The organism is Streptomyces sp. NBC_01723, from assembly GCF_036246005.1.
In the GTDB taxonomy this organism is placed as follows: domain Bacteria; phylum Actinomycetota; class Actinomycetes; order Streptomycetales; family Streptomycetaceae; genus Streptomyces.
Window position 1 is genome coordinate 6,568,050 of the sequence record NZ_CP109171.1, and the last position, 18,319, is coordinate 6,586,368.

The following is an 18,319-nucleotide window of genomic DNA, read 5'->3' on the forward strand; positions in this document are numbered from 1 at the left end:
CGTCCTTCAAGGCAGACGGAAAGCGGCTCTGACCTGCGCGCACGGGCGCATGGCAGACATGCGCGTCCTTGCGCGGGCGGAGGCTTATGCGGGGAAATCCGGTAGTGCTGGAGAGGGCTCTCAGCGGGCCGGACAGATGGCGCTGGACATGCGGCCGAGGTCGACGTGCCGCCGACTCACCAAGGCAATTCCAGTTCCAGGCATGACGGAAGACTGGCACGGCGATCTGGACACAGTCCAGCTTCATCCAAGATGCGGACACCCTTGTCCCGTAGAGTGAGACAAGGGTGTTGTGGATCACAGCGGACGACCGCCGGGCAGGAGGCCGGCCGGTCGGGCTGGGGCCGGGCGGGGATCAGACGGCGGGGATCAGGCGGGGAACGCCCCGGGCCAGGGTCCCGGCGTGGCCACGTCGGCCTCCTCCTCGACCTTGGTGTCGAAGAGGCGGAAGCCGCGGCGCCGGTAGTTGTCCATGGCGTGCTCGCCGTCCTTGCTGCACGTGTGCAGCCACACCCGTTTGGTCGTGGCCAGCCCCGGCCAGCGCTCCGCGAGGTCCCAGGCGCGGGCTGTGCCGTACGAGAGGAGGTGGCCGCCGATGCGCCGGCCCCGGAACGCCGGGAGCAGTCCGAAGTACTCGATCTCCACCACGCCGTCGTCGCCGGCCGCCAGCTCCACGTATCCGGCGGGCGTGCCCCGGTCGTACGCGACCCAGGTCTCCACGCCGGGCCGGTCCAGGTGCTCCCGCCAGCGGGCGTGGCTCCAGCCGAGCCGGTCCGTCCAGCGGATGTCGCCGCCGACCGAGGCGTAGAGGAAGCGGCTGAACTCGGGGGAGGGCACCGCGGAGCGGACGACGCGCACGTCCCCCTCCGGGGCGGCGGCCGGCAGCAGGTCGGTGGGCGCCGTCTGCTCCAGGGACCAGGTGGTCACGGCGATGTTGGTCATGCCGGTCAGGGAATCATCCGGTCCGCGAATCTGTCGATCCCGGGCGGGCGGCCCCCAGGGCCCGGACAGGCCCTGGCCGCGCGGATCAGTCGAGCGCGTCCTCGATGGACCTCAGCGGCAGGGCGAACAGCATGCTGCCGGACTGGGACCAGACCTCGCCGGTCCGCGCCCAGTAGGAGAGGGAGCCCGCCTGTCCGCTCCAGCAGCGCTGCGAGCCGTCGGAGCCGCACTCGGTGGCCCGGGCGCCCTCCGTGTCCTGGCGCCACAGGGTGCCGCGTCCTTCGCGGCCGCCGGCCGCGCGGTCCAGGTACCAGGCGGTGCGTGCGGCGCCCGCCGGGCGGTGCGACAGCACGCCGCCGACCTCGGCCGCCCCGGTCTCGTACGCCTCCACCGCGTCCACGTGTCCGGCGGAGTCGGTGGCCGGGAGGCCGCTGCGGTCCGGGCCGGTGCTCAGCGGATAGCGCCACAGCCGGGTGGGGCGGTCGCCGTCCGCGGCCACCCGCTCGCTCGCCACCAGGCTGTCGGGGGCGGTGCCGCGGTCCAGGGAGATCGCGCCGGGCCGTGCGGCGTCGTCGGTGTCGGGGAGGCGGTAGGAGGCGACGGCGGGCAGTACGTAGCGGTGACCGTTGGCCGCCCAGCCGCCCGGCACCCGGCCGACGGCGGTGGCCGCGGTGGTGGCGCGCTGGACGCGGTCCACCTCGTACACGTACAGCGCGTCGCGGTCCCCGGCGGCGGTGGTGACCAGCAGCTTGTCCTGGTACCAGACCATGCCGGTGACGGGGGAGGCGAGCCCCCGGTAGTCGTGCCCGCCGTCGACCGGGACGGCGAGGAGCGCCGAGGTGTAGCCGAGGCGGTCGGGGTCGTCGGCGTCGACGAACGAGACCCGGGCGAGGCCGCCCTGGGGGGTGCCGTCGTCCCGGGACCAGGCGGAGACGATGACGCGGTGGGCGCCCCAGGACCCGTCCTCGTCCGCGTCGCCCGAGGTGGTGACCGCGCCGGGCAGCCAGCCCTCGGTGTCGGCCTCGTCCCAGCAGTAGGCGCGGGTGGCGGCGGGGGAGACCGGCAGGGACTCCTTCTCTCCCGCGGTGCAGTCGGCGGCGTCGCGCAGGGTGCGGTCGGCGGAGTCGAGTACGGCGTCGACGCCCACCGGTTCGCCCATGGCGGCGGAGAGCCGGTCGAGCCAGGGCCCGGGGACGCGGTGCTCCGTCAGCCGCAGGGCGTCGGTCTCGGCGGCGGAGGTGAGGGGCTTGAGGGTGCCGGGGTCGTCGGCGACCGTGGCCTGTGAGGCGCTGATCAGCGTGGCGGCGCCGGTCAGGGCGAGGGCCGCCCCGGTCAGGGCCGCGCGCAGCGCCCGTCCCCGCTTGCGCCGGCGGTGTCTGCCGCGATGCTTCATGGAACCTCCACGGACACCGGACCAACTGCGCTCGACGGTGGACGTGTTGACCGAGGAGCGGATGGGACGGTCAGAAGAGGATGCTACGGCAGTCGGCGGGGTCCGCGGACGCGGACGTTGCAATTATGCGAAATCAATCCGTCTTTACGGCCAACCGGGGGGTTTGCCGGGATACCGCGTGCGTCAAGGCACGCCCAGCGTCGCCCGGCCCTCCCGTACCGCCGGAGCGGTGGAGTGGGGGAGCAGGTCGCGGGGGTCGGGCGGGAGGAGGAGCTCCACCTCCGCGGCTTCGCAGAAACGATACGGCCGGTGTTCCAGATACGGGCCCAGATACCTGCGGACCCGCGACATCTCGGCCCGTACCGTCACCGTGCGGGCCGGGTCGCCGAACACGTCCTCGGCCAGGCCCGCGGCGCTGCGACCGCCCCGGTGCACGGCCAGCAGGTACAGCAACTCGGCGTGCCGGGGACTCAGTTCCCGGGTCCACTCGCCCGCTCCGCCCAGCACCCGCACCGACCGGCGGCGCGGCTCTTCGAGGTCCAGCACGATCCGGGTGGCACCCTCCGGCACCGGCCCCTCGGCGGCCCGCACCAGCCAGCCCCCGGCCAGCGGCTCCACGGTGCACGCCCCGATCGCCGGCAGCCACCTCGTCCCCGCCTCGGGCGACTTGGGCAGCGCCACCCGGTCCACGTACGGCATCCCCGTCACCGCCGCCGTCCAGCCGTCCCGGTCCGTCACCAGTGCCCGCCCGTCCAGCCGGGCCAGCACCGGCGCGGCCACCGCCCGCAGCCGCTCCAGCGCCCGCACGTGCAGTTCACGCAGCCGGGCCTCGGCGAGCTTGGCCACCGAGTCGACCCAGGCCAGCGTCGCCGGGTGCATCGTCTCCAGCGGCCCGCTCACGTCGACCACGCCGAGCAGCCGGCCACTGCGCGGGTCGGTGATCGGCGCCCCGGCACAGGTCCAGGTCGCCTGGGACCGGACGAAGTGCTCGGAGGCGAAGACCTGTACGGGCCGCCGGGTCACCGCAGGCGTCCCCACGCCGTTGGTGCCGACGACCTCCTCCCGCCAGTCCGCGCCGAGTTCGAACCCCAGCCCGTCCGCCCTGCGCAGCACCGGCGCGCTGCCCTCCCGCCACAGCACCCGGCCGTCCTCGTCCGCGACCACCATGATGTGGTGGGCGACGTCCGCGACCGAGAGCAGCGTCTCCCGCAGCACCGGCAGCACGTGCCGCAGCGGCGACGACTCGCGCCGCCGCCGCACCTCCTCCGGCGACAGCAGCCCGGAGCGGACGTCGTGGTCGGGATCGACGCCGCTGCGCAGCACCCGGTCCCAGGACTGCTCGATCACCGGCCTCGGCGCCACCGGGGCCTGTCCGCCGGAGAGCCTGGCGGAGCGGACCTCGCTGAGCATCCGGGCCGCACGCGCCGCGTCGACGGCGGCGAACTGCGTCACGTCCATCGGCGAGAGCGCCACAGGTCCTCGTCCTCCCGGAAGCCGGATGTCCGTCTCATAGTGACCGCTTGCCCGTCCTCGTGAGGGCACAGTCCGCATACGACCGACAGCAAGTTGCAACCCCCTGCAACCCTGGTGGACGGCGGGGCGGCTGGCCAGACTTGCACCACGCCGTCCCGAGCGGCGTACGCGGCCCGAACAGGCCCGTGTGGCGGAGGTGGTGCCGTGTCGGCGCAGCACCACCTCCGCACCACCTGGCCGGATCAGGCCCCCGGCCGGGCCCGCTCCACCACCGACGCCAGGTCCAGGGTCGGCGGCAGCGTGCCGAAGGCCGCGCCCCCGTCGCCGCCCAGCCGCGCGGCGCAGAACGCGTCGGCCACCTCCGGCGGCGCGTACCGGACCAGGAGCGAGCCCTGGAGCACCAGTGCCAGCCGCTCCACCAGCCGCCGCGCCCGCCCCTCGGCGCCCGCCAGGTCCGCCAGTTCCGTCAACAGGCCCCGGATCGCCGCGTCCAGCCGGTGATCGGCGCCGCGCGCCCGCCCCACCTCCGCCAGGTACGCGTCCATCGCCAGCGGCTCCCGCCCCAGCGCCCGCAGCACGTCCAGCGCCTGCACGTTGCCGGCGCCCTCCCAGATCGAGTTGAGCGGCGACTCGCGCACCAGCCGGGGCATGCCGGACTCCTCGACGTAGCCGTTGCCGCCCAGGCACTCGGCGGCCTCCACCACGACCGGCGCGCACCGCTTCGTCACCCAGTACTTCGCCGCCGGCACCGCCAGCCGCAGCAGCGCCCGCTCCCGCTCGTCGCCGTCGCCCGCCGCGTCCTGGGCGGCCGCCAGCCGCAGCGCGAGCGTGGTCGCCGCCTCCGACTCGATCGCCAGGTCGGCGAGGACGTTGCGCATCAGCGGCTGGTCGGCCAGCTTCGCGCCGAACGCCTCCCGGTACCCGCAGTGGTGCACCGCCTGCGCCACGGCCTGCCGCATCAGACCCGCCGAGCCCAGCACGCAGTCGACCCGGGTCGCCGCCACCATGTCGATGATGGTGGGCACCCCGCGCCCCTCCTCGCCCACCCGGCGGGCCCAGGTGCCGTCGAACTCGACCTCGGCGGAGGCGTTGGACCGGTTGCCCAGCTTGTCCTTGAGCCGCTGGATCAGGAACACGTTGCGGGTGCCGTCGGCCAGCACGCGCGGCACCAGGAAGCAGGTCAGCCCGCCCGGGGCCCGCGCCAGCACCAGGAAGCCGTCCGACATGGGCGCCGAGCAGAACCACTTGTGCCCGGTCAGCTCGTACGTGCCGTCCTCGGCCAGCGGCCGGGCCGACGTGGTGTTCGCCCGTACGTCGCTGCCGCCCTGCTTTTCCGTCATGCCCATGCCGAACAGGGCGCCGGCCTTCAGCCGGGCCGGCCGCAGCTCACGGTCGTACACCTGCGAGGTCAGCCGCGGCTCCCACTCGGCGGCCAGGTCCGGATCGGCGCGCAGGGCCGGCACGGCGGCGTGCGTCATGGACAGCGGGCAGCAGTTGCCCGCCTCCACCTGGGTCCACACGAGGAAGCCGGCCGCGCGCCGCACGTGCCCGCCCGGCCGGGTCCAGGCCGCGGTCAGACCGGCCGCGACGCCCTTGCCGAGGAGCCGGTGCCAGGCCGGGTGGAAGTCGACCTCGTCGACGCGGTGGCCGTACCGGTCGTGGGTGCGCAGGACCGGCGGGTTCGTGTTGGCCTGCTCGCCCCACTCCTGGGCCTGGAGCGACCCGCAGCTGCGGCCCAGGCCCGACAGCTCGGCCAGCGCCTCCTCGCGCAGCTCCGGTGCCAGGTGCCGCTCGACGGCGGCCGTCAGGGCCCGGTCGCCGGTGAAGACGTCGTGGCCGACCAGCGGCGGCGCCTGATTCGTCACGGTGTGGGTGCTGCCTGCCATGAACGTGAACCTATCGTGCCGGGGACCTGCGCGGAGTCGGCACCGGCCGGTGGGCGTCCGCGGATGAGTGCGACCCCCGTCGGCGGATACCTTTAGGTCGTGCAGCCAGCAAGTGAATCCCCCGAACGGCCCTCCGGCCGGCTTCATCGTGCCCGGGTCCTGTACCGGAACGTCTCCAAACGCAGGACCGCCTGGCTGCTGCTCAAGGACACGGTCAACTCGTGCATGGAGTACCGCATCCTCGGCCTGGCCGCCGAGGCCGCGTTCTTCACCCTGCTGTCCGTGCCGCCCCTGCTGCTGAGCCTCCTGGGGCTGCTCGGCTACGTCGACTCCTGGATCGGCGCCGACACCACCGAGAGCCTGCGCAACAACATCCTGGACGCCTCCCGCGCGGTGCTCTCCGAGCGGGGCGTCAAGCAGATCACCGAGCCGATCCTTGACGACGTGACCAAGGGCGGCCGGCCCGACGTGATCTCCATCGGCTTCCTGATCGCCCTGTGGTCGGGCTCCCGCGCGGTGAACGTCTTCATCGACACCATCACCGTGATGTACGGCCTCGACGGCGTCCGGGGCATCGTCAAGACCCGCCTGGTGGCCTTCCTCCTCTTCCTGGTGGCGCTGCTGATCGGGTCCGTCGCGCTGCCGCTGATGGTGGCCGGACCGGACGCGGTGGTGCGGATCGTGCCCTGGTCGACGACGGTCGTGCAGGTCCTGTACTGGCCTGTCGTGATCCTCCTGTCGGTGGCCTTCCTGACCACGCTGTACCACGTCTCCGTGCCGGTGCGCTCCCCGTGGATCGAGGACGTGCCCGGCGCGCTGGTCGCCCTCGGCATGTGGGTGCTCGGCAGCTTCCTGCTGCGCATCTACCTCACCAGCACCGTCGAGGGCCCCACGATCTACGGCTCGCTGGCCGCGCCGGTCGCCGTGCTGCTGTGGATCGGTGTGTCCGCGTTCGCGGTGCTCGTCGGGGCCGCGGTCAACGCGGCCATCGACCGGGTCTGGCCGGCCGCCGCCACCGCCGCGGCCCGCGAGGCCAACAAGCGGCTGCGCCAGGCCCAGGTCGCCGACTACGTGGCCCGCGCCTCCGCGAACGGCGAGTCGGACCCCGACATGCCCTCGGAGTTCCCGGAACGCTGGTCCCGCTTCCTCCCCCCGGAGGACGTCACGGCCCGCCTGCGCACCCACGCGAAGCACACACCACCCGCAAACCACGACAAGCCGGAAGCCTCGTGAGCGGCGTCGGGTGCGCGGACCTCGGGCCATGGCGGGGACGCACGCCGGATGGACGCCGTGTGATCCGGGCTGTGGCGGGCCACCCGGCCTCGCGGCGGGCTGAGCGGCGCCCTCGCCGCCACGTGTCGCCGCACCCCGCCTCATTCCTGCGAAGGGGCCCCCGCATGCGGGCGGAGACCGTGCCGGCCCTCCGCCGTCTGAAAGGCCTGCTCGGTCCAGATGGTCTTGCCGGAGGGGGAGTAGCGGGTGCCCCACCTCTGGACGAGTTGCGCCACGATGAACAGGCCGCGCCCACCCTCGTCGTCCTCGGCACTGTGGCGTAGGTGCGGTGACGTGTGGCCCCTGTCGGCGACCTCGCACAAGAGGGTGCGGTCCCGGATGAGGCGTACCTGGATCGGACCTTCGGCGTGTCTGACCGCGTTGGTCACCAGTTCGCTGACGACCAGTTCGGTCGTGAAGGACAGTTCCTCGAGGTCCCAGTGGTGCAGTTGCCGGGTGGCCAGGTCCCGGACACGGCCCGCGCAGGCCGGTTCGGCGGGCAGTTCCCATTCGACGACCTGCGAAGCGTCGAGTTCGCGGGTACGGACGAGCAGCAGGGCGGTGTCGTCTGCCGCGGGGCCGCTCGGCAGGAGCTCCGCCACGGCGCGGTCGCACAGCTCTTCGAGGGGGGCGTGCCGGTCGCCGAGCACCTGTCCCAGGGTGTCGAGGCCGTGATCGATGTCGTGGTCGCGGTCCTCGACCAGACCGTCGGTGAAGAGGGCCAGCAGGCTGCCCACCGGAAGTTCGATCTCCAGTGACTCGAACGGCAGGCCGCCGAGACCCAGGGGCGGGCCGGCCGGGAGATCCGGAAAGGTCACCCGGCCCTCCGGGTCGACGACCGCCGGTGGCAGGTGCCCGGCCCTCGCCATGACACAGCGTCGCGAAACCGGGTCGTAGACCGCGTAGAGGCAGGTCGCCCCCGTGGTCACATCCGCGTGGGTGCCGTCCGGCACACCCGTCCCGCCCCACTGCTCCTCCGCGGACTGCGCCACCAGGTCGTCGAGACGTGACAGCAGCTCGACGGGATCCATGTCCATCTGGGCGAACGCGTGTACGGTCGTACGCAGCCGCCCCATGGTGGCGGCTGCCTGCAGGCCGTGACCGACCACGTCCCCGACCACGAGTCCGACCCGGGTCCCGGAGAGCGGAATCACGTCGAACCAGTCCCCACCGACTCCCGTCAGGTCGTCCGTGGGAAGGTAGCGGTAGGCCAGGTCGACGGCTGACGCCGCGGGTAGCTGCCGCGGCAGCAACTGACGTTGCAGCGCCAGGGCGGCGGTGCGTTCACGGGTGAACCGGCGGGCGTTGTCGATGGACACGGCCGTGCGGGCGACCAACTCGTCGGCCAGTGCGACTTCACCGCCGTCGAAGGTGGCCGACTCGGCTTCGCGCATGAAGGTGACGAGGCCCAGGAGGCCGTTCCCGGCCCGGAGCGGTACGACCAGGGTCGCGTTGTCGAGCACGAGCCCGCCCGAGGAGAGGCTGCGGTCCTGCGGCGAACCGGCGGCGTACTCCACGGGTGAGTGGGCTGCGGACGACCGATCCACGGCCGGCGAGGACGGATGCAGCTCGACCGGCTTCTCGGTGTCGGCCCTCCCGGTGTCCGCCCGCCCGGCCGAGCGGGCGGACACCCGCACCAGAGGCATGGCCGCAGGGCTGCTGGCGGCCGGTATCTCGCCTTCCAGGACCACCCGCGCGAGATCGACCGTGACCGTGGAGGCGAACGCCGGTACGGAGACCTCGGTGATCTTCTCGGCGGTGACCACCACGTCGAGGGCGGTTCCGATCCCGCGACCCGCCTCGACGAGCAGCGCCAGTCGCCGCTGCGCCCTGTAGCGATCGGAGATGTCGAACGCGTCCTCGCACACGCCGACGACGTGGCCGTCGGCGTCCTGGAGCCGGTAGTAGGCACAGGACCAGAGGTGCTCCGTGGTCGGATCGCTCGGCGGGCGGCCCTGGAAGTGCAGGTCGAGAAAGGATTCGCCGGTGTCCAGCACGTGATGCATGACCGCGTCGAGAGTGGGCGGATGCCCCTTGGTCACGAATCTTCCGTCGGAGTACAGCTCATCGGCCCGAAGGCCGCGGAACTCGGCGAACGGTTGTCCGATCTCCCGTTCGAAGGCCGTGTTGCACCAGGTCAGGCGAAGATCGGCGTCGTAGATGGCCAGGCCGACGGGGGACTGGGTGGCCAGTCCGTGCAACAGTGCCAGCCGGGAGTCCCAGAGCCGGAGATCCTTCAGCTCCGTCGCGACGAGGACCCGCACCGCCGTTCCGGCGCCTGGCAGCGGGCACCCGGCGATGGCGACGATCACCTCGGTTCCGTCCCGGTGCCGGGCGGCGCGAATCTCGTTCCCCCGGTAGCGGGGGAGGAGAGGGGGAAGGGAGGGCGTCGGGCCGGGCGGCAGGAACGTGCTCACGGGGCGGCCGACGATCTCCCGGGACTGGTAGCCGAAGAGCCGCTCCGCGCCGAGGCTCCATCCGATGACCGTGTTCTGCGCGTCGGTGACCACCGTGGCCGCCCTCGTGACGTCGAGAGGGCCACGGAAGTCAGCACCCTGGTCCGTATTCCATGCGCTCATGGCGCCACACCAGCCCCGTTCGTCCCCTACAGAATCCGCTGTCCACCGGGCCGGCACAACCGCAGCACCTTGCGGCCGGGGAAAGACGCGCGCTTCCACGGCAGCCGACTTGGGATAAGGTCCCAAGGCTGACCGCACGGGAGCGGCGGCATGCCGCGCCGGGCCTCGGGCAGGTCACCGCGCACAACATCGTTTCGGGGGGCCCGCCATGACGTATGCGTCCACACCCGTGCCCGGTCCGCACCCGCCCGTGGCCGGCCGTGTGCTGCGCTCGCCGATCGGCCTGGCGCACGCCGTCACCGCGTCGCTCGGTGTCGTCATCGTCGCTGATCTGCTGATCGTCGCGGCGTCGCTCAACATGCGCGCGCTGATGGGAAGGGTGGCCTCGGGCGGCACGGTCGACTACGACGAGGGCGAGTTGAGCCGGGCCGACTACGCGATGGCGGGATCGACCGTGCTGTACGGCGTCGCCCTGCTGGCGACGGCCGTCGTCTTCATCGTCTGGTTCCACCGGGTCCGCCAGAACGCGGAGGTGTTCGCGCCAGGCGCCCTGAGCAGGTCTCCGGGCTGGGCGATCGCGTGCTGGTTCATCCCCCTCGCGAACCTCTGGATTCCGCGGAGCATCGCCGCCGACATACTGTGGGCCGCCCAGCCCGAGCCACACGGCCGGGTGCCGCGCCACCAAGGACTCCTCAATGCCTGGTGGGGTGCCTGGGTCTGGACCCTTCTCTTCGACCGGTACGCGTCCAACACGTACGACAAGGCGCAGGGCGTCGACGCGGTCCGCGACGCCGCCGGACTGGTCACGGTCAGCGCCGGATTCGACGTGCTGGCCGCGGCGCTCGCGATCCTCTTCGTGCGCCGGCTGACCGCCGCACAGCACGAGAAGGCCCTCGCCGGGCCGGCCGCACCGGTCCTCTGAACCGCCACCCCGAAGCCCCGGTCACCCTCGCCCGCCTACGACGGGTCCCACGTCCCCGTCGCCGCGCCCTCGCGGGCGAAGTCCCCGAAGTCCCTCGGCGCGCGGCCCAGTACCTCCTCGACGCCGTCCGAGAGATGGGCGTTGCGGCCGTCGAGCAGCGAGCCGAACAGCTCCACGAGGAACGCGGCCTCCTCCCCCGGCACGCCGAAGGAAACCAGGTTCTCGCCGTACTCCCGCGCCGAGACCGCCCGGTACGTCAGCGCGCGGCCCGTCGCCTTCCCGATCTCCGCGACCGCCTCCCCGAAGGTCAGCAGCCGGGGCCCCGAGACCTCCAGTGTCCGCCCGGCGTACCGGTCGCCGCAGGTCAGCGCTGCCACCACCACGTCCGCGACGTCCCGCAGGTCCACGAACGGCTCCGAGACCCCGCCGGCCGGGAAGACCAGTTCCCCGCGCTCGCGCACCTCCGCGACCAGCGGGCCCTCGCTGAAGTTCTGCGCGAACCACGCGGACCGCACGACCGTCCAGTGCGCCCCCGCCTCCGCCAGCGCCTCCTCGGTGGGCCGCGCCCGCTCCTCGCCCCGCGCCGACAGCAGCACCAGCCGTCGTATGCCGAGCCCGGCCGCCTCCCGCGCGAAAGCGCCGATCGTGTCGGCGGCGTCGGGGGCGCCGACGTCCGCGGGATGGACCAGATAGGCCGCGTCGGCTCCGCGCAGGACGTCCGCCCAGGTCGACCGGTCCCACCAGTCGAAGCCGGTCGCCCGGGACGCCGCCCGTACGACGTGCCCGTCCGCCCGTGCCGCCTCGGCCACCCGCCGTCCGGTGCGCCCGGAGGCCCCCGTCACGACGATCGTCGTCTTCTCTCGCCTGCTCGTCCGCGTCATGACCCCAGTCAACTGCCGGGTGCCGCACGTTCCCATCGTCGAACGGCTCGCCCGCATGTGTGTGCGTCTACGCTGGGCCGCCATGGACGCACTCGCCGGTCTGCTGGAAGGCCCCCGCGCCCGTGGGGCGTTCATGATCCGTGCCTGTTTCGATCCGCCTTGGGCCGTCCGGGTCGAGGACCGGGCGCCGTTGACGGTGATGCTCGTGGTCCGCGGTGACGCGTGGGTGGTGCCGGACGCGGGGGAGCGGGTGCGGCTGCGGGCCGGTGATCTCGCCGTCGCGCGCGGGCCCGAGCCCTACACCTGCGCCGACGACCCGGCCACCGCCCCGCAGGCGGTGATCCTGCCGGGCGGGGCGTGCAGTTACCCGGACGGGCGGCCCCTCAACGGCTCGATGGACCTCGGCGTACGCGCCTGGGGCGACCGGCCCGACGGCGCGGCGGTGCTGCTGATCGGCAGCTACCTGGTGCGGGGCGAGATCGGCGGGCGGCTCCTCGACGCCCTGCCCCCGCTGCTGTCCCTCACCTCCGACGCCTGGGACAACCCGCTCACCCCCCTGCTCATGACGGAGGTCGCGCGCGACGAACCGGGCCAGGAGGTGGTCCTGGACCGCCTCCTCGACCTGCTGGTCATCGCCGCGCTGCGGGCCTGGTTCGCCGGACCGTCCGGCGAGGCGCCCGCCTGGTACCGGGCCCTGGGCGACCCCGTCGTCGGCCCCGCGCTGCGGCTGCTCCAGGACGACCCCGCGCACCCGTGGACGGTGGCGTCCCTCGCCGCGAAGTCCGGGGTGTCCCGCGCCGCCCTGGCCCGGCGCTTCACCGACCTGGTGGGCGAACCCCCGATGGCGTACCTCACCGGCTGGCGCCTCGCCCTCGCCGCCGACCGGCTCCGCGACAGCGAGGACACCCTGGGCGCGATCGCCCGCCGGGTCGGCTACGGCAGCGCCTTCGCCCTGTCCACCGCCTTCAAGCGGGTGTACGGCGTCAGCCCGCAGGAGTACCGGGCACCGGCGTAACCTGGCACCCGTGTACGCGGAACGCGCCTCCCGCCTGACCGGCGCCGTGGTGTGGACCAACACCCCGACCGAGCCGGAACCGGGACGGGTCCTGCCGGACGGCTGCATGGACCTGCTCTGGCACGACGGCCGGCTCCTGGTCGCCGGACCCGACACCCGCGCCCACCTCACGGAGGGCACCCCGGCCCCCTGGGCGGGCGTCCGCTTCCCGCCCGGCACCGCGCCCGCGCTCCTCGGCGTCCCCGCCCGCGAGCTGCGCGACCGGCGCGTCGACCTCACCGACCTCTGGCCGGCCGCCCGCGCCCGGCAGCTGGCCGCGCGGGTGAACGCGGCCGCCGATCCGGCGAGCGGACTGGAGGAGGCCGCGCTGTCCCGGGCCGCCGAGGCGGAGCCCCCCGACCCGCTGCTGCGCCGGATCGTGGCCGCCCTCGACGCGGGCCGCCCGGTCGCCGACACCGCCGACGAACTCGGCATCGGCGCCCGCCTGCTGCACCGGCGCTCCCTGGCCGCCTTCGGCTACGGCCCCAAGACCCTGGCCCGGGTACTGCGCCTGCAACGCGCCCTCGCCCTGGCCCGCGCCGGCACGCCCCTCGCCGAAACGGCCGCCCGGACCGGCTTCGCGGACCAGGCCCACCTGACGCGGGACGTACGGGACCTGGCGGGCGTCACTCCTGGCGACCTACTCGGCGGCCGTCGCTAGCGGCGCGAACAGGTCCACACCGTGGCCGTCGGGGTCGCCCAGTACGGCGTACCGCTGGCCCCAGTCGGCGTCCCACGGCTTCCGCTCGCCGTGGCAGCCGGCGGCGGTCAATTCGGCGTAGAGCGCGTCGACCTCGGCGGGTGTGTCGCACAGCAGGGCGAGCGAATGGCGCCCGCCCCCGGCCGGCGGCTGCCACCCGGGCATGAAGGACTGGACGGACTCCTCGGTGTCGAGCAGCAGCTGGATGCCGCCCGGCAGTTCGGCCTCCGCGTGCGGCTGCCCCTCGCAGCCGCCGGGGAACGCGAAGCCGAGCCGGCGGTAGAAGGCCACGGAGGCGGACATGTCGGAGACGACGAGGCCGATGGCGTTGAATCGTGCGGTCATGACGCCACCGTAGGCAGAGCGCGCCGCCCGGCTCTTGAAGGAAACGGACACGGGCGGGTTGGCTCAGGAACTCCTCAAGCGCCTTGCTCCGGACGGGCCGTGGCATCGACGATGACCGCATGTTCGGACTGAGCAAGCCACCGGAACTCAACGTCCTCGTCCTGCGCGACGCCGACGTCATCGCCCACGGGATCCGCCAGGCGCTCGCCACGGCGACGCCCGAGGAACGGCCCGGCCTGGAGGCGGCCGCCGCCGTCGCCGAGCGGGCCGCCGCGGCCTCCGACGCTCAGCTGCGCGCCCGCTGGGTCCACGAACGCCTCGCCGCGGCCGGTCACGAGGGCCCCGTCGACTCCGTGCGGGCCGTCAAGACGCTGCGCGGGGAGGCGCCCGGTCTCACCCTGCTCGCCGCCGTCCAGCTGACCAAGGACGCGGCGGCGTACCGCCCTTGAGGGCGGCCGGCGTCACTCGTCCTGCCGGACCACGCACAGCGCCCAGATGATGAACGCCGACATCGCGATCACCACGATCGACCAGACCGGGTAGTAGGGCAGGGAGAGGAAGTTCGCGATGAGGACGAGCCCCGCGACGCCGACCCCGACCACCCGCGCCCACAGCGAGGCGCGGAAGAGACCCAGCGCGACGAGCACCGCCAGGATGCCCAGCGCGAGATGGATCCAGCCCCAGCCGGTGAGGTCGAACCGGAAGACGTACTCGGGCGTCGCGACGAACACGTCGTCCTCGGCGATCGCCATGATGCCCCGGAAGATCCCGAGCAGCCCCGAGATCATCAGCATCACGCCCGCGAAGGCCGTGAGCCCGCCGGCCATCGCCCCCCTGGTCGTGTGCGCGCGTGCGCCGTGGGTCGCGGTCATCGTGCCTCCTTGGGTCCGGCCGGCCCGGAGCCGCTGAGTACCAGCTCCTTCGCCCTGCGGAACTCGTCCTCCGTGATGTCGCCGCGGGCACGGATCTCGGAGAGCCTGGCCAGCTCGTCCACGCTGCCGCTCCGCCCGTGCCCGCTCCCCGCCGTCTTGCGGATGTAGTCGTCGACCTCCTCCTGCCGGGCCCGAACATGGGCGTGCTCACGGCGGCCCATGCCGCTGCCCCGGGCGATCACGTAGATGAGGACGCCGACGAAGGGGAGGACGATGACGAACACCATCCATCCCGCCTTGGTCCAGCCACCGAGCTCGTCGTCGCGGAAGATGTCGGTCACGATGCGGAAGAGCAGGATGATCCACATGATCCACAGGAAGAACCAGAGCAGCGACCAGAAGACGCTGAGCAGCGGATAGTCGTACGCCAGAAACACCTGTCCGTCCATGTCCCCAGTGTCGCGACGGCGGGAGCGCGCGGGATCACCCTCCGCGGGTGATCCGGCCCGGCCGTGTCCGGCGGTGTGATGAGGCTGTGGACGGACCGGTGGACGACCGGGCGGGTCCCGACCCGCTCACCGGGTCGGTGTCCCGGCGGCGGGCGACGGCCGTGGCCCTCGCGCGGGCCGCGGGCGTGACGACGGGTCTGTTCGCCGCCTACTACCTGCTGCCGCTGGACGAGCGCCCCACGGCCGCCACCTGGGCGGCGTTCGTGTGCGGCCTGGTCGCGGTCGTCCTGGTCTTCCTGTGGGAGATCCGGGCCATCCTGCGCTCCCCGCACCCCCGGCTGCGGGCCGCCGAGGCCCTCGCCGCCACGGCCGTGCTGTTCCTGGTGCTGTTCGCCGCGTTCTACTACCTGCTGGAGCGGGCCAGTCCGGGAACCTTCAGCGAGGCGCTGACCAAGACGGACTCGCTGTACTTCACGCTGGCCACGTTCGCCACCGTGGGGTACGGCGACATCGTCGCCCACTCCCAGACGGGCCGGCTGGTGGTGATGATCCAGATGGCCGGCGGCCTGCTCCTGGTGGGTGTGGCCGCGCGGGTGCTGGTGGGCGCCGTGCAGACCGGCCTGCGGCGGCAGGGCAGAGAGCCGCCACCCGACTGACGCGGGCGCGCATCGCAGGAGGGAGGCGATGGGATGCGCTACGAGATTCGTGTCGACGGTCATCTGTCGGCAGCGCTGGCCAGGGCCTTCCCCGAGCTGGAGCACGTGGAGATGGACGGCCAGACGGTGCTGTACGGGGCCGTCGTGGACGAGGCGCAGCTGTACGGGCTGCTCGACCGCTGCCAGTCCCTCGGCCTGCGGGTCATGGAGCTGCGCCAGCGCCCGGTGTGAGCCGCCGCCGCCTCACAGCAGGTGCAGCTCCCGCGCGCGGCGCACGGCGTCGGAGCGCCGGTTCACGGACAGCTTGCGGTAGGCGCTCTTGAGGTGGGTCTTGACCGTGTTCACCGAGATGAACAGGTCGGCACCGATCTCCTCGTACGACATCAGCCGCGCGACCCCGCTCAGCACCTCCCGCTCCCTCGGACTGAGGTCCGGCACGACCGGTGCCGCGGGCGGCGGTGCGGGCGCCGGGGCCAGCAGCGGACGCACCCAGGGGCCGGTGTCGAGCAGCGGGCGCCGCAGCCGCTCGCGCCGCGCCTCCCGCACGGCGTGGCCGACCAGCCTGCGGGCGGCGACGGCGTCCCCGGCGGCATCGGCCGCCCGTGCCCTGAGCAGCGCGGCCCGCACCCGCACGGCCGGACCAGGGTCGCCCCGCGCGGGGAGCGCGTCGAGCCGCCTCAGCGCCGCCTCGGGGAAACCCGCGGCGAACTGGACGCCCGCGGCCTCCACGGCGCACATCGGGAACCCGGGCGGAACGCGTCGCAGGACAGCGCCTGCCGCCCCCCGGTCTCCCGCGGCCTGGTGCGCGGCGGCGGTCAGCACGGTGCGGTGCGCCTCCAGCCACGGTGAGACGGTCACTCCGGGCACCGGCCGCCGCAGTGCGTCGAACGCGGCGCGGGCCCGGCCGCGGGCCAGCAGCAGCCGGGCCGTGGTGGCGGCCCGGGCCCCCGCGCACACCGGGTCCCGCACCGCCTGTTCCCCGCCGCCCGGCACGTCGAGCAGTGCCTCGGCGCGATCGAGTTCGTCGCGTTCCACGGCGACCGCCGCGAGCACCACGAGGGCGATGCCCGACCCGGACCGCCCCGGCAGACTGAACCGGCGCCGTACCGCCGTGGCCGCCAGTGCCCTGCTCTCGGCGGCCGAGGGGCGCCCGTCCAGGTAGTCGATCAGGGCGAGGTGTCCGAGCGCGTCCTCGCGGGCCGGTGCCGTCGCCGCCCGTTCGTCGCCGCCCGCCACGGCCGCCAGTTCGGCCCGTGCCTCGTCCAGGCGGCCGGCCCAGAGCAAGGCGCAGCCCACATGGGCCCGCAGGAGGGCGACGACCTCGGGGTGCTCGTCCAGCAGCCCCTCCGGCAGCTCGCTGAGCAGCTTCCCCGCGGTCCCGGCCGCCGTCGCCGCCCGCTCCGGCGAGCCGGTCAGCCGCGCCGCCAGTGCCTGGAGCAGCGCCTCGCACATCCGGGTGGTCGCCGGGGCGTCCGCCGTCAGGGCCCGTTCGGCGTGCCGCAGATGGGCCAGACCACCCTCCAGGTCGGACCGGGCCAGGCCGCGTGCCGCGCGGACCAGCTCCGCGGCCGGGGTGGTGGCCGTGGCGGGCATCCGTGCGAACAGGGCGGAGAGGTCGGCGGACCGCAGCCCGGTGAACAACTGGCCGACGGCGAGGTCCCCGAGCAGCGCCCCGGCCGTGAACTCCCAGTCGTCGGCGGCGGCTCCGTGCCGCAGCGCCTCGGTGAGCCGCCCGTGCCGCCGCAGCCACACCGCCGCCCGCCGGTGCAGTTCCGCCTCCAGACCGGGCAGCCGCTCACGCAGGTGGGCGCGGAGGATCTCCGCGAACAGCGGGTGCAGCCGGTACGAGACGTCTCCCAGGTACTCGACGAACGCGTTCTGCCGCCGCAGCCCCGCCAGCGCGGACTCGGCGTCCCGGCGCCCGGTCAGCGCGTCCGCCAGCTCGGGCCGGAAGTCGTCGAGCACACTCACCCGCAGCAGCAGGCCCCGGATGCCGGGGCCCTGCCGGTCGAGCACCTCCGCAAGCAGGAAGTCGGCGACGGCGGAGTGGCCCGCCTCGAACTCCTTCAGGTACCGCTCCGGGTCCGGACTGTTCCGTGCCGCCAGCGCGCACAGCCGCAGTCCCGCGGCCCAGCCGCGCGTGTGCTCCACGAGCCCGAGCGTGGCGTGCCGGGCGAGGCGCAGGCCGTGCAGTTCGAGGAGCGTGGCGGCCTCGTCGGGGGTGAAGGCCAGGTCCGCGTTCCTGATCTCGGTCAGCTGACCGGACGCCCGGTAGCGGTGCAGGGGGAGCCGGGGCTCGTTGCGGGTGACGAGGAAGAGGCGCAGCCCCTCGCCCGCGTGGCGCAGGACGAACTCCAGCTGTGCGGCGATCTCCGGATCGGTCACCCGGTCGTACTCGTCCAGCACCACGACCACCGGCCGTTCCCGTTCGCACAGCGCGCCGGCCAGACGCGAGGGGAACATCGGGTCGACCCGGTCCCCGCAGGCGGGGATCCCGACCTCCGGGGGCACCGGTTCACCGGCGACGCGCAGTGCCTGCAGCAGGTAGGCCCAGAACGTTCCGCCGCCCTGGTGCCCGGGGTCGTTGGTGAGCCAGGCGACGGGCCGCCCGGCCCGGGCCGCCCAGTCGGCCACCAGCAACGTCTTCCCGGCCCCCGCGGCACCGCTCACCAGCGTCAACGGCGTGTCCAGGCCGTCGTCGAGGCGCCGTGACAGCCGCCCGCGCCGCAAGAACGTCGGAGGGAGGGCGGGCACCGCCGTGCGGGTACGCAGGAAGGGGCCCGTCCGGGGCTCGTTCTCGTGCCCCGGCGCCGTCGGCTCGCGACCACTCTGCCTCTCCCCGGCCATGGTCAGCACCACCTTCGTCGCCCCGTGAGAAGCGCGCCTGCCCTCTCA

The 18,319-nt window shown here is 73.9% G+C and carries 18 protein-coding genes; 7 read left to right on the forward strand and 11 right to left on the reverse strand.

Going from position 1 to position 18,319, the window contains the following annotated elements; translation table 11 throughout:
- Positions 1-120: 120 nt before the first annotated feature.
- The 5 genes from OIE75_RS30860 to OIE75_RS30880 form a co-directional block, all read right to left on the reverse strand.
- Positions 121-204: a putative leader peptide gene (locus OIE75_RS30860; RefSeq protein ID WP_310887545.1), complete on the reverse strand. Its 84-nt coding sequence runs from the start codon at positions 202-204 to the stop codon at positions 121-123.
- 165 nt (positions 205-369) lie between these two features.
- Positions 370-942 carry a GNAT family N-acetyltransferase gene (locus OIE75_RS30865; RefSeq protein ID WP_307015752.1) on the reverse strand — a complete coding sequence of 191 codons (573 nt, stop codon included), beginning with the start codon at positions 940-942 and terminating at the stop codon, positions 370-372.
- A gap of 85 nt (positions 943-1,027) precedes the next feature.
- A complete protein-coding gene (locus tag OIE75_RS30870) occupies positions 1,028-2,335 on the reverse strand; it encodes a hypothetical protein (protein ID WP_329472890.1) in 1,308 nt (435 codons plus the stop codon).
- Between the two features lie 183 nt (positions 2,336-2,518).
- Positions 2,519-3,808, reverse strand: coding sequence for a GAF domain-containing protein (locus OIE75_RS30875; protein ID WP_307015755.1), 1,290 nt, complete (start codon positions 3,806-3,808; stop codon positions 2,519-2,521).
- Between the two features lie 242 nt (positions 3,809-4,050).
- Positions 4,051-5,694, reverse strand: a complete 1,644-nt coding sequence (locus OIE75_RS30880; RefSeq protein ID WP_329472891.1) for an acyl-CoA dehydrogenase family protein — start codon at positions 5,692-5,694, stop codon at positions 4,051-4,053.
- 99 nt (positions 5,695-5,793) lie between these two features.
- Here OIE75_RS30880 and OIE75_RS30885 point away from each other — a divergent pair, with 99 nt between their 5' ends.
- Complete coding sequence (locus OIE75_RS30885) at positions 5,794-6,927, forward strand: YihY/virulence factor BrkB family protein (RefSeq protein WP_329472892.1); 1,134 nt, start codon at positions 5,794-5,796, stop codon at positions 6,925-6,927.
- Positions 6,928-7,067: 140 nt separating this feature from the next.
- On the opposite strand, the gene OIE75_RS30890 is transcribed toward OIE75_RS30885, so the two are convergent.
- Positions 7,068-9,545 (reverse strand): SpoIIE family protein phosphatase, encoded by a 2,478-nt coding sequence (locus tag OIE75_RS30890; protein WP_329472893.1) that lies wholly within the window; start codon positions 9,543-9,545, stop codon positions 7,068-7,070.
- 208 nt (positions 9,546-9,753) lie between these two features.
- Here OIE75_RS30890 and OIE75_RS30895 point away from each other — a divergent pair, with 208 nt between their 5' ends.
- Positions 9,754-10,467 carry a DUF4328 domain-containing protein gene (locus tag OIE75_RS30895; protein ID WP_307015759.1) on the forward strand — a complete coding sequence of 238 codons (714 nt, stop codon included), beginning with the start codon at positions 9,754-9,756 and terminating at the stop codon, positions 10,465-10,467.
- Positions 10,468-10,502: 35 nt separating this feature from the next.
- Here OIE75_RS30895 and OIE75_RS30900 read toward each other — a convergent pair whose 3' ends face one another.
- Positions 10,503-11,348, reverse strand: coding sequence for an NmrA family transcriptional regulator (locus OIE75_RS30900; RefSeq protein WP_329472894.1), 846 nt, complete (start codon positions 11,346-11,348; stop codon positions 10,503-10,505).
- Between the two features lie 82 nt (positions 11,349-11,430).
- On the opposite strand from OIE75_RS30900, the gene OIE75_RS30905 reads away from it, so the two are divergent.
- Both OIE75_RS30905 and OIE75_RS30910 read left to right on the forward strand, forming a co-directional pair.
- On the forward strand, positions 11,431-12,363 hold the full coding sequence (locus OIE75_RS30905) for an AraC family transcriptional regulator (RefSeq protein WP_329472896.1): 933 nt from the start codon (positions 11,431-11,433) through the stop codon (positions 12,361-12,363).
- A 10-nt stretch (positions 12,364-12,373) separates the two neighbouring features.
- On the forward strand, positions 12,374-13,063 hold the full coding sequence (locus tag OIE75_RS30910; protein WP_329472897.1) for a helix-turn-helix transcriptional regulator: 690 nt from the start codon (positions 12,374-12,376) through the stop codon (positions 13,061-13,063).
- Here the strand turns inward: OIE75_RS30910 and OIE75_RS30915 are convergent.
- Positions 13,043-13,447 carry a VOC family protein gene (locus tag OIE75_RS30915; protein ID WP_329472898.1) on the reverse strand — a complete coding sequence of 135 codons (405 nt, stop codon included), beginning with the start codon at positions 13,445-13,447 and terminating at the stop codon, positions 13,043-13,045. The two genes, OIE75_RS30910 and OIE75_RS30915, sit on opposite strands and share 21 nt — an antisense overlap.
- A 119-nt stretch (positions 13,448-13,566) precedes the next feature.
- Between OIE75_RS30915 and OIE75_RS30920 the strand changes: the two genes are divergently transcribed.
- On the forward strand, positions 13,567-13,896 hold the full coding sequence (locus tag OIE75_RS30920; protein WP_307015764.1) for a hypothetical protein: 330 nt from the start codon (positions 13,567-13,569) through the stop codon (positions 13,894-13,896).
- A 12-nt stretch (positions 13,897-13,908) separates the two neighbouring features.
- Here OIE75_RS30920 and OIE75_RS30925 read toward each other — a convergent pair whose 3' ends face one another.
- Entirely contained in the window at positions 13,909-14,319 is a 411-nt protein-coding gene (locus tag OIE75_RS30925; RefSeq protein ID WP_307015765.1) for a DUF7144 family membrane protein, read from the reverse strand.
- Positions 14,316-14,768, reverse strand: a complete 453-nt coding sequence (locus OIE75_RS30930; RefSeq protein ID WP_329472899.1) for an SHOCT domain-containing protein — start codon at positions 14,766-14,768, stop codon at positions 14,316-14,318. Before OIE75_RS30930 ends, OIE75_RS30925 begins: the two co-directional genes overlap by 4 nt.
- Positions 14,769-14,854: 86 nt before the next feature.
- On the opposite strand from OIE75_RS30930, the gene OIE75_RS30935 reads away from it, so the two are divergent.
- Both OIE75_RS30935 and OIE75_RS30940 read left to right on the forward strand, forming a co-directional pair.
- The gene (locus tag OIE75_RS30935) at positions 14,855-15,424 is read left to right on the forward strand and encodes a potassium channel family protein (protein WP_307015767.1); all 570 of its coding nucleotides are present in this window, start codon (positions 14,855-14,857) and stop codon (positions 15,422-15,424) included.
- A 33-nt stretch (positions 15,425-15,457) separates the two neighbouring features.
- Positions 15,458-15,655, forward strand: coding sequence for a hypothetical protein (locus OIE75_RS30940; RefSeq protein WP_329472900.1), 198 nt, complete (start codon positions 15,458-15,460; stop codon positions 15,653-15,655).
- Between the two features lie 12 nt (positions 15,656-15,667).
- Here the strand turns inward: OIE75_RS30940 and OIE75_RS30945 are convergent, their stop codons facing one another.
- Entirely contained in the window at positions 15,668-18,271 is a 2,604-nt protein-coding gene (locus OIE75_RS30945; RefSeq protein WP_329472901.1) for a LuxR C-terminal-related transcriptional regulator, read from the reverse strand.
- Positions 18,272-18,319: the final 48 nt, after the last annotated feature.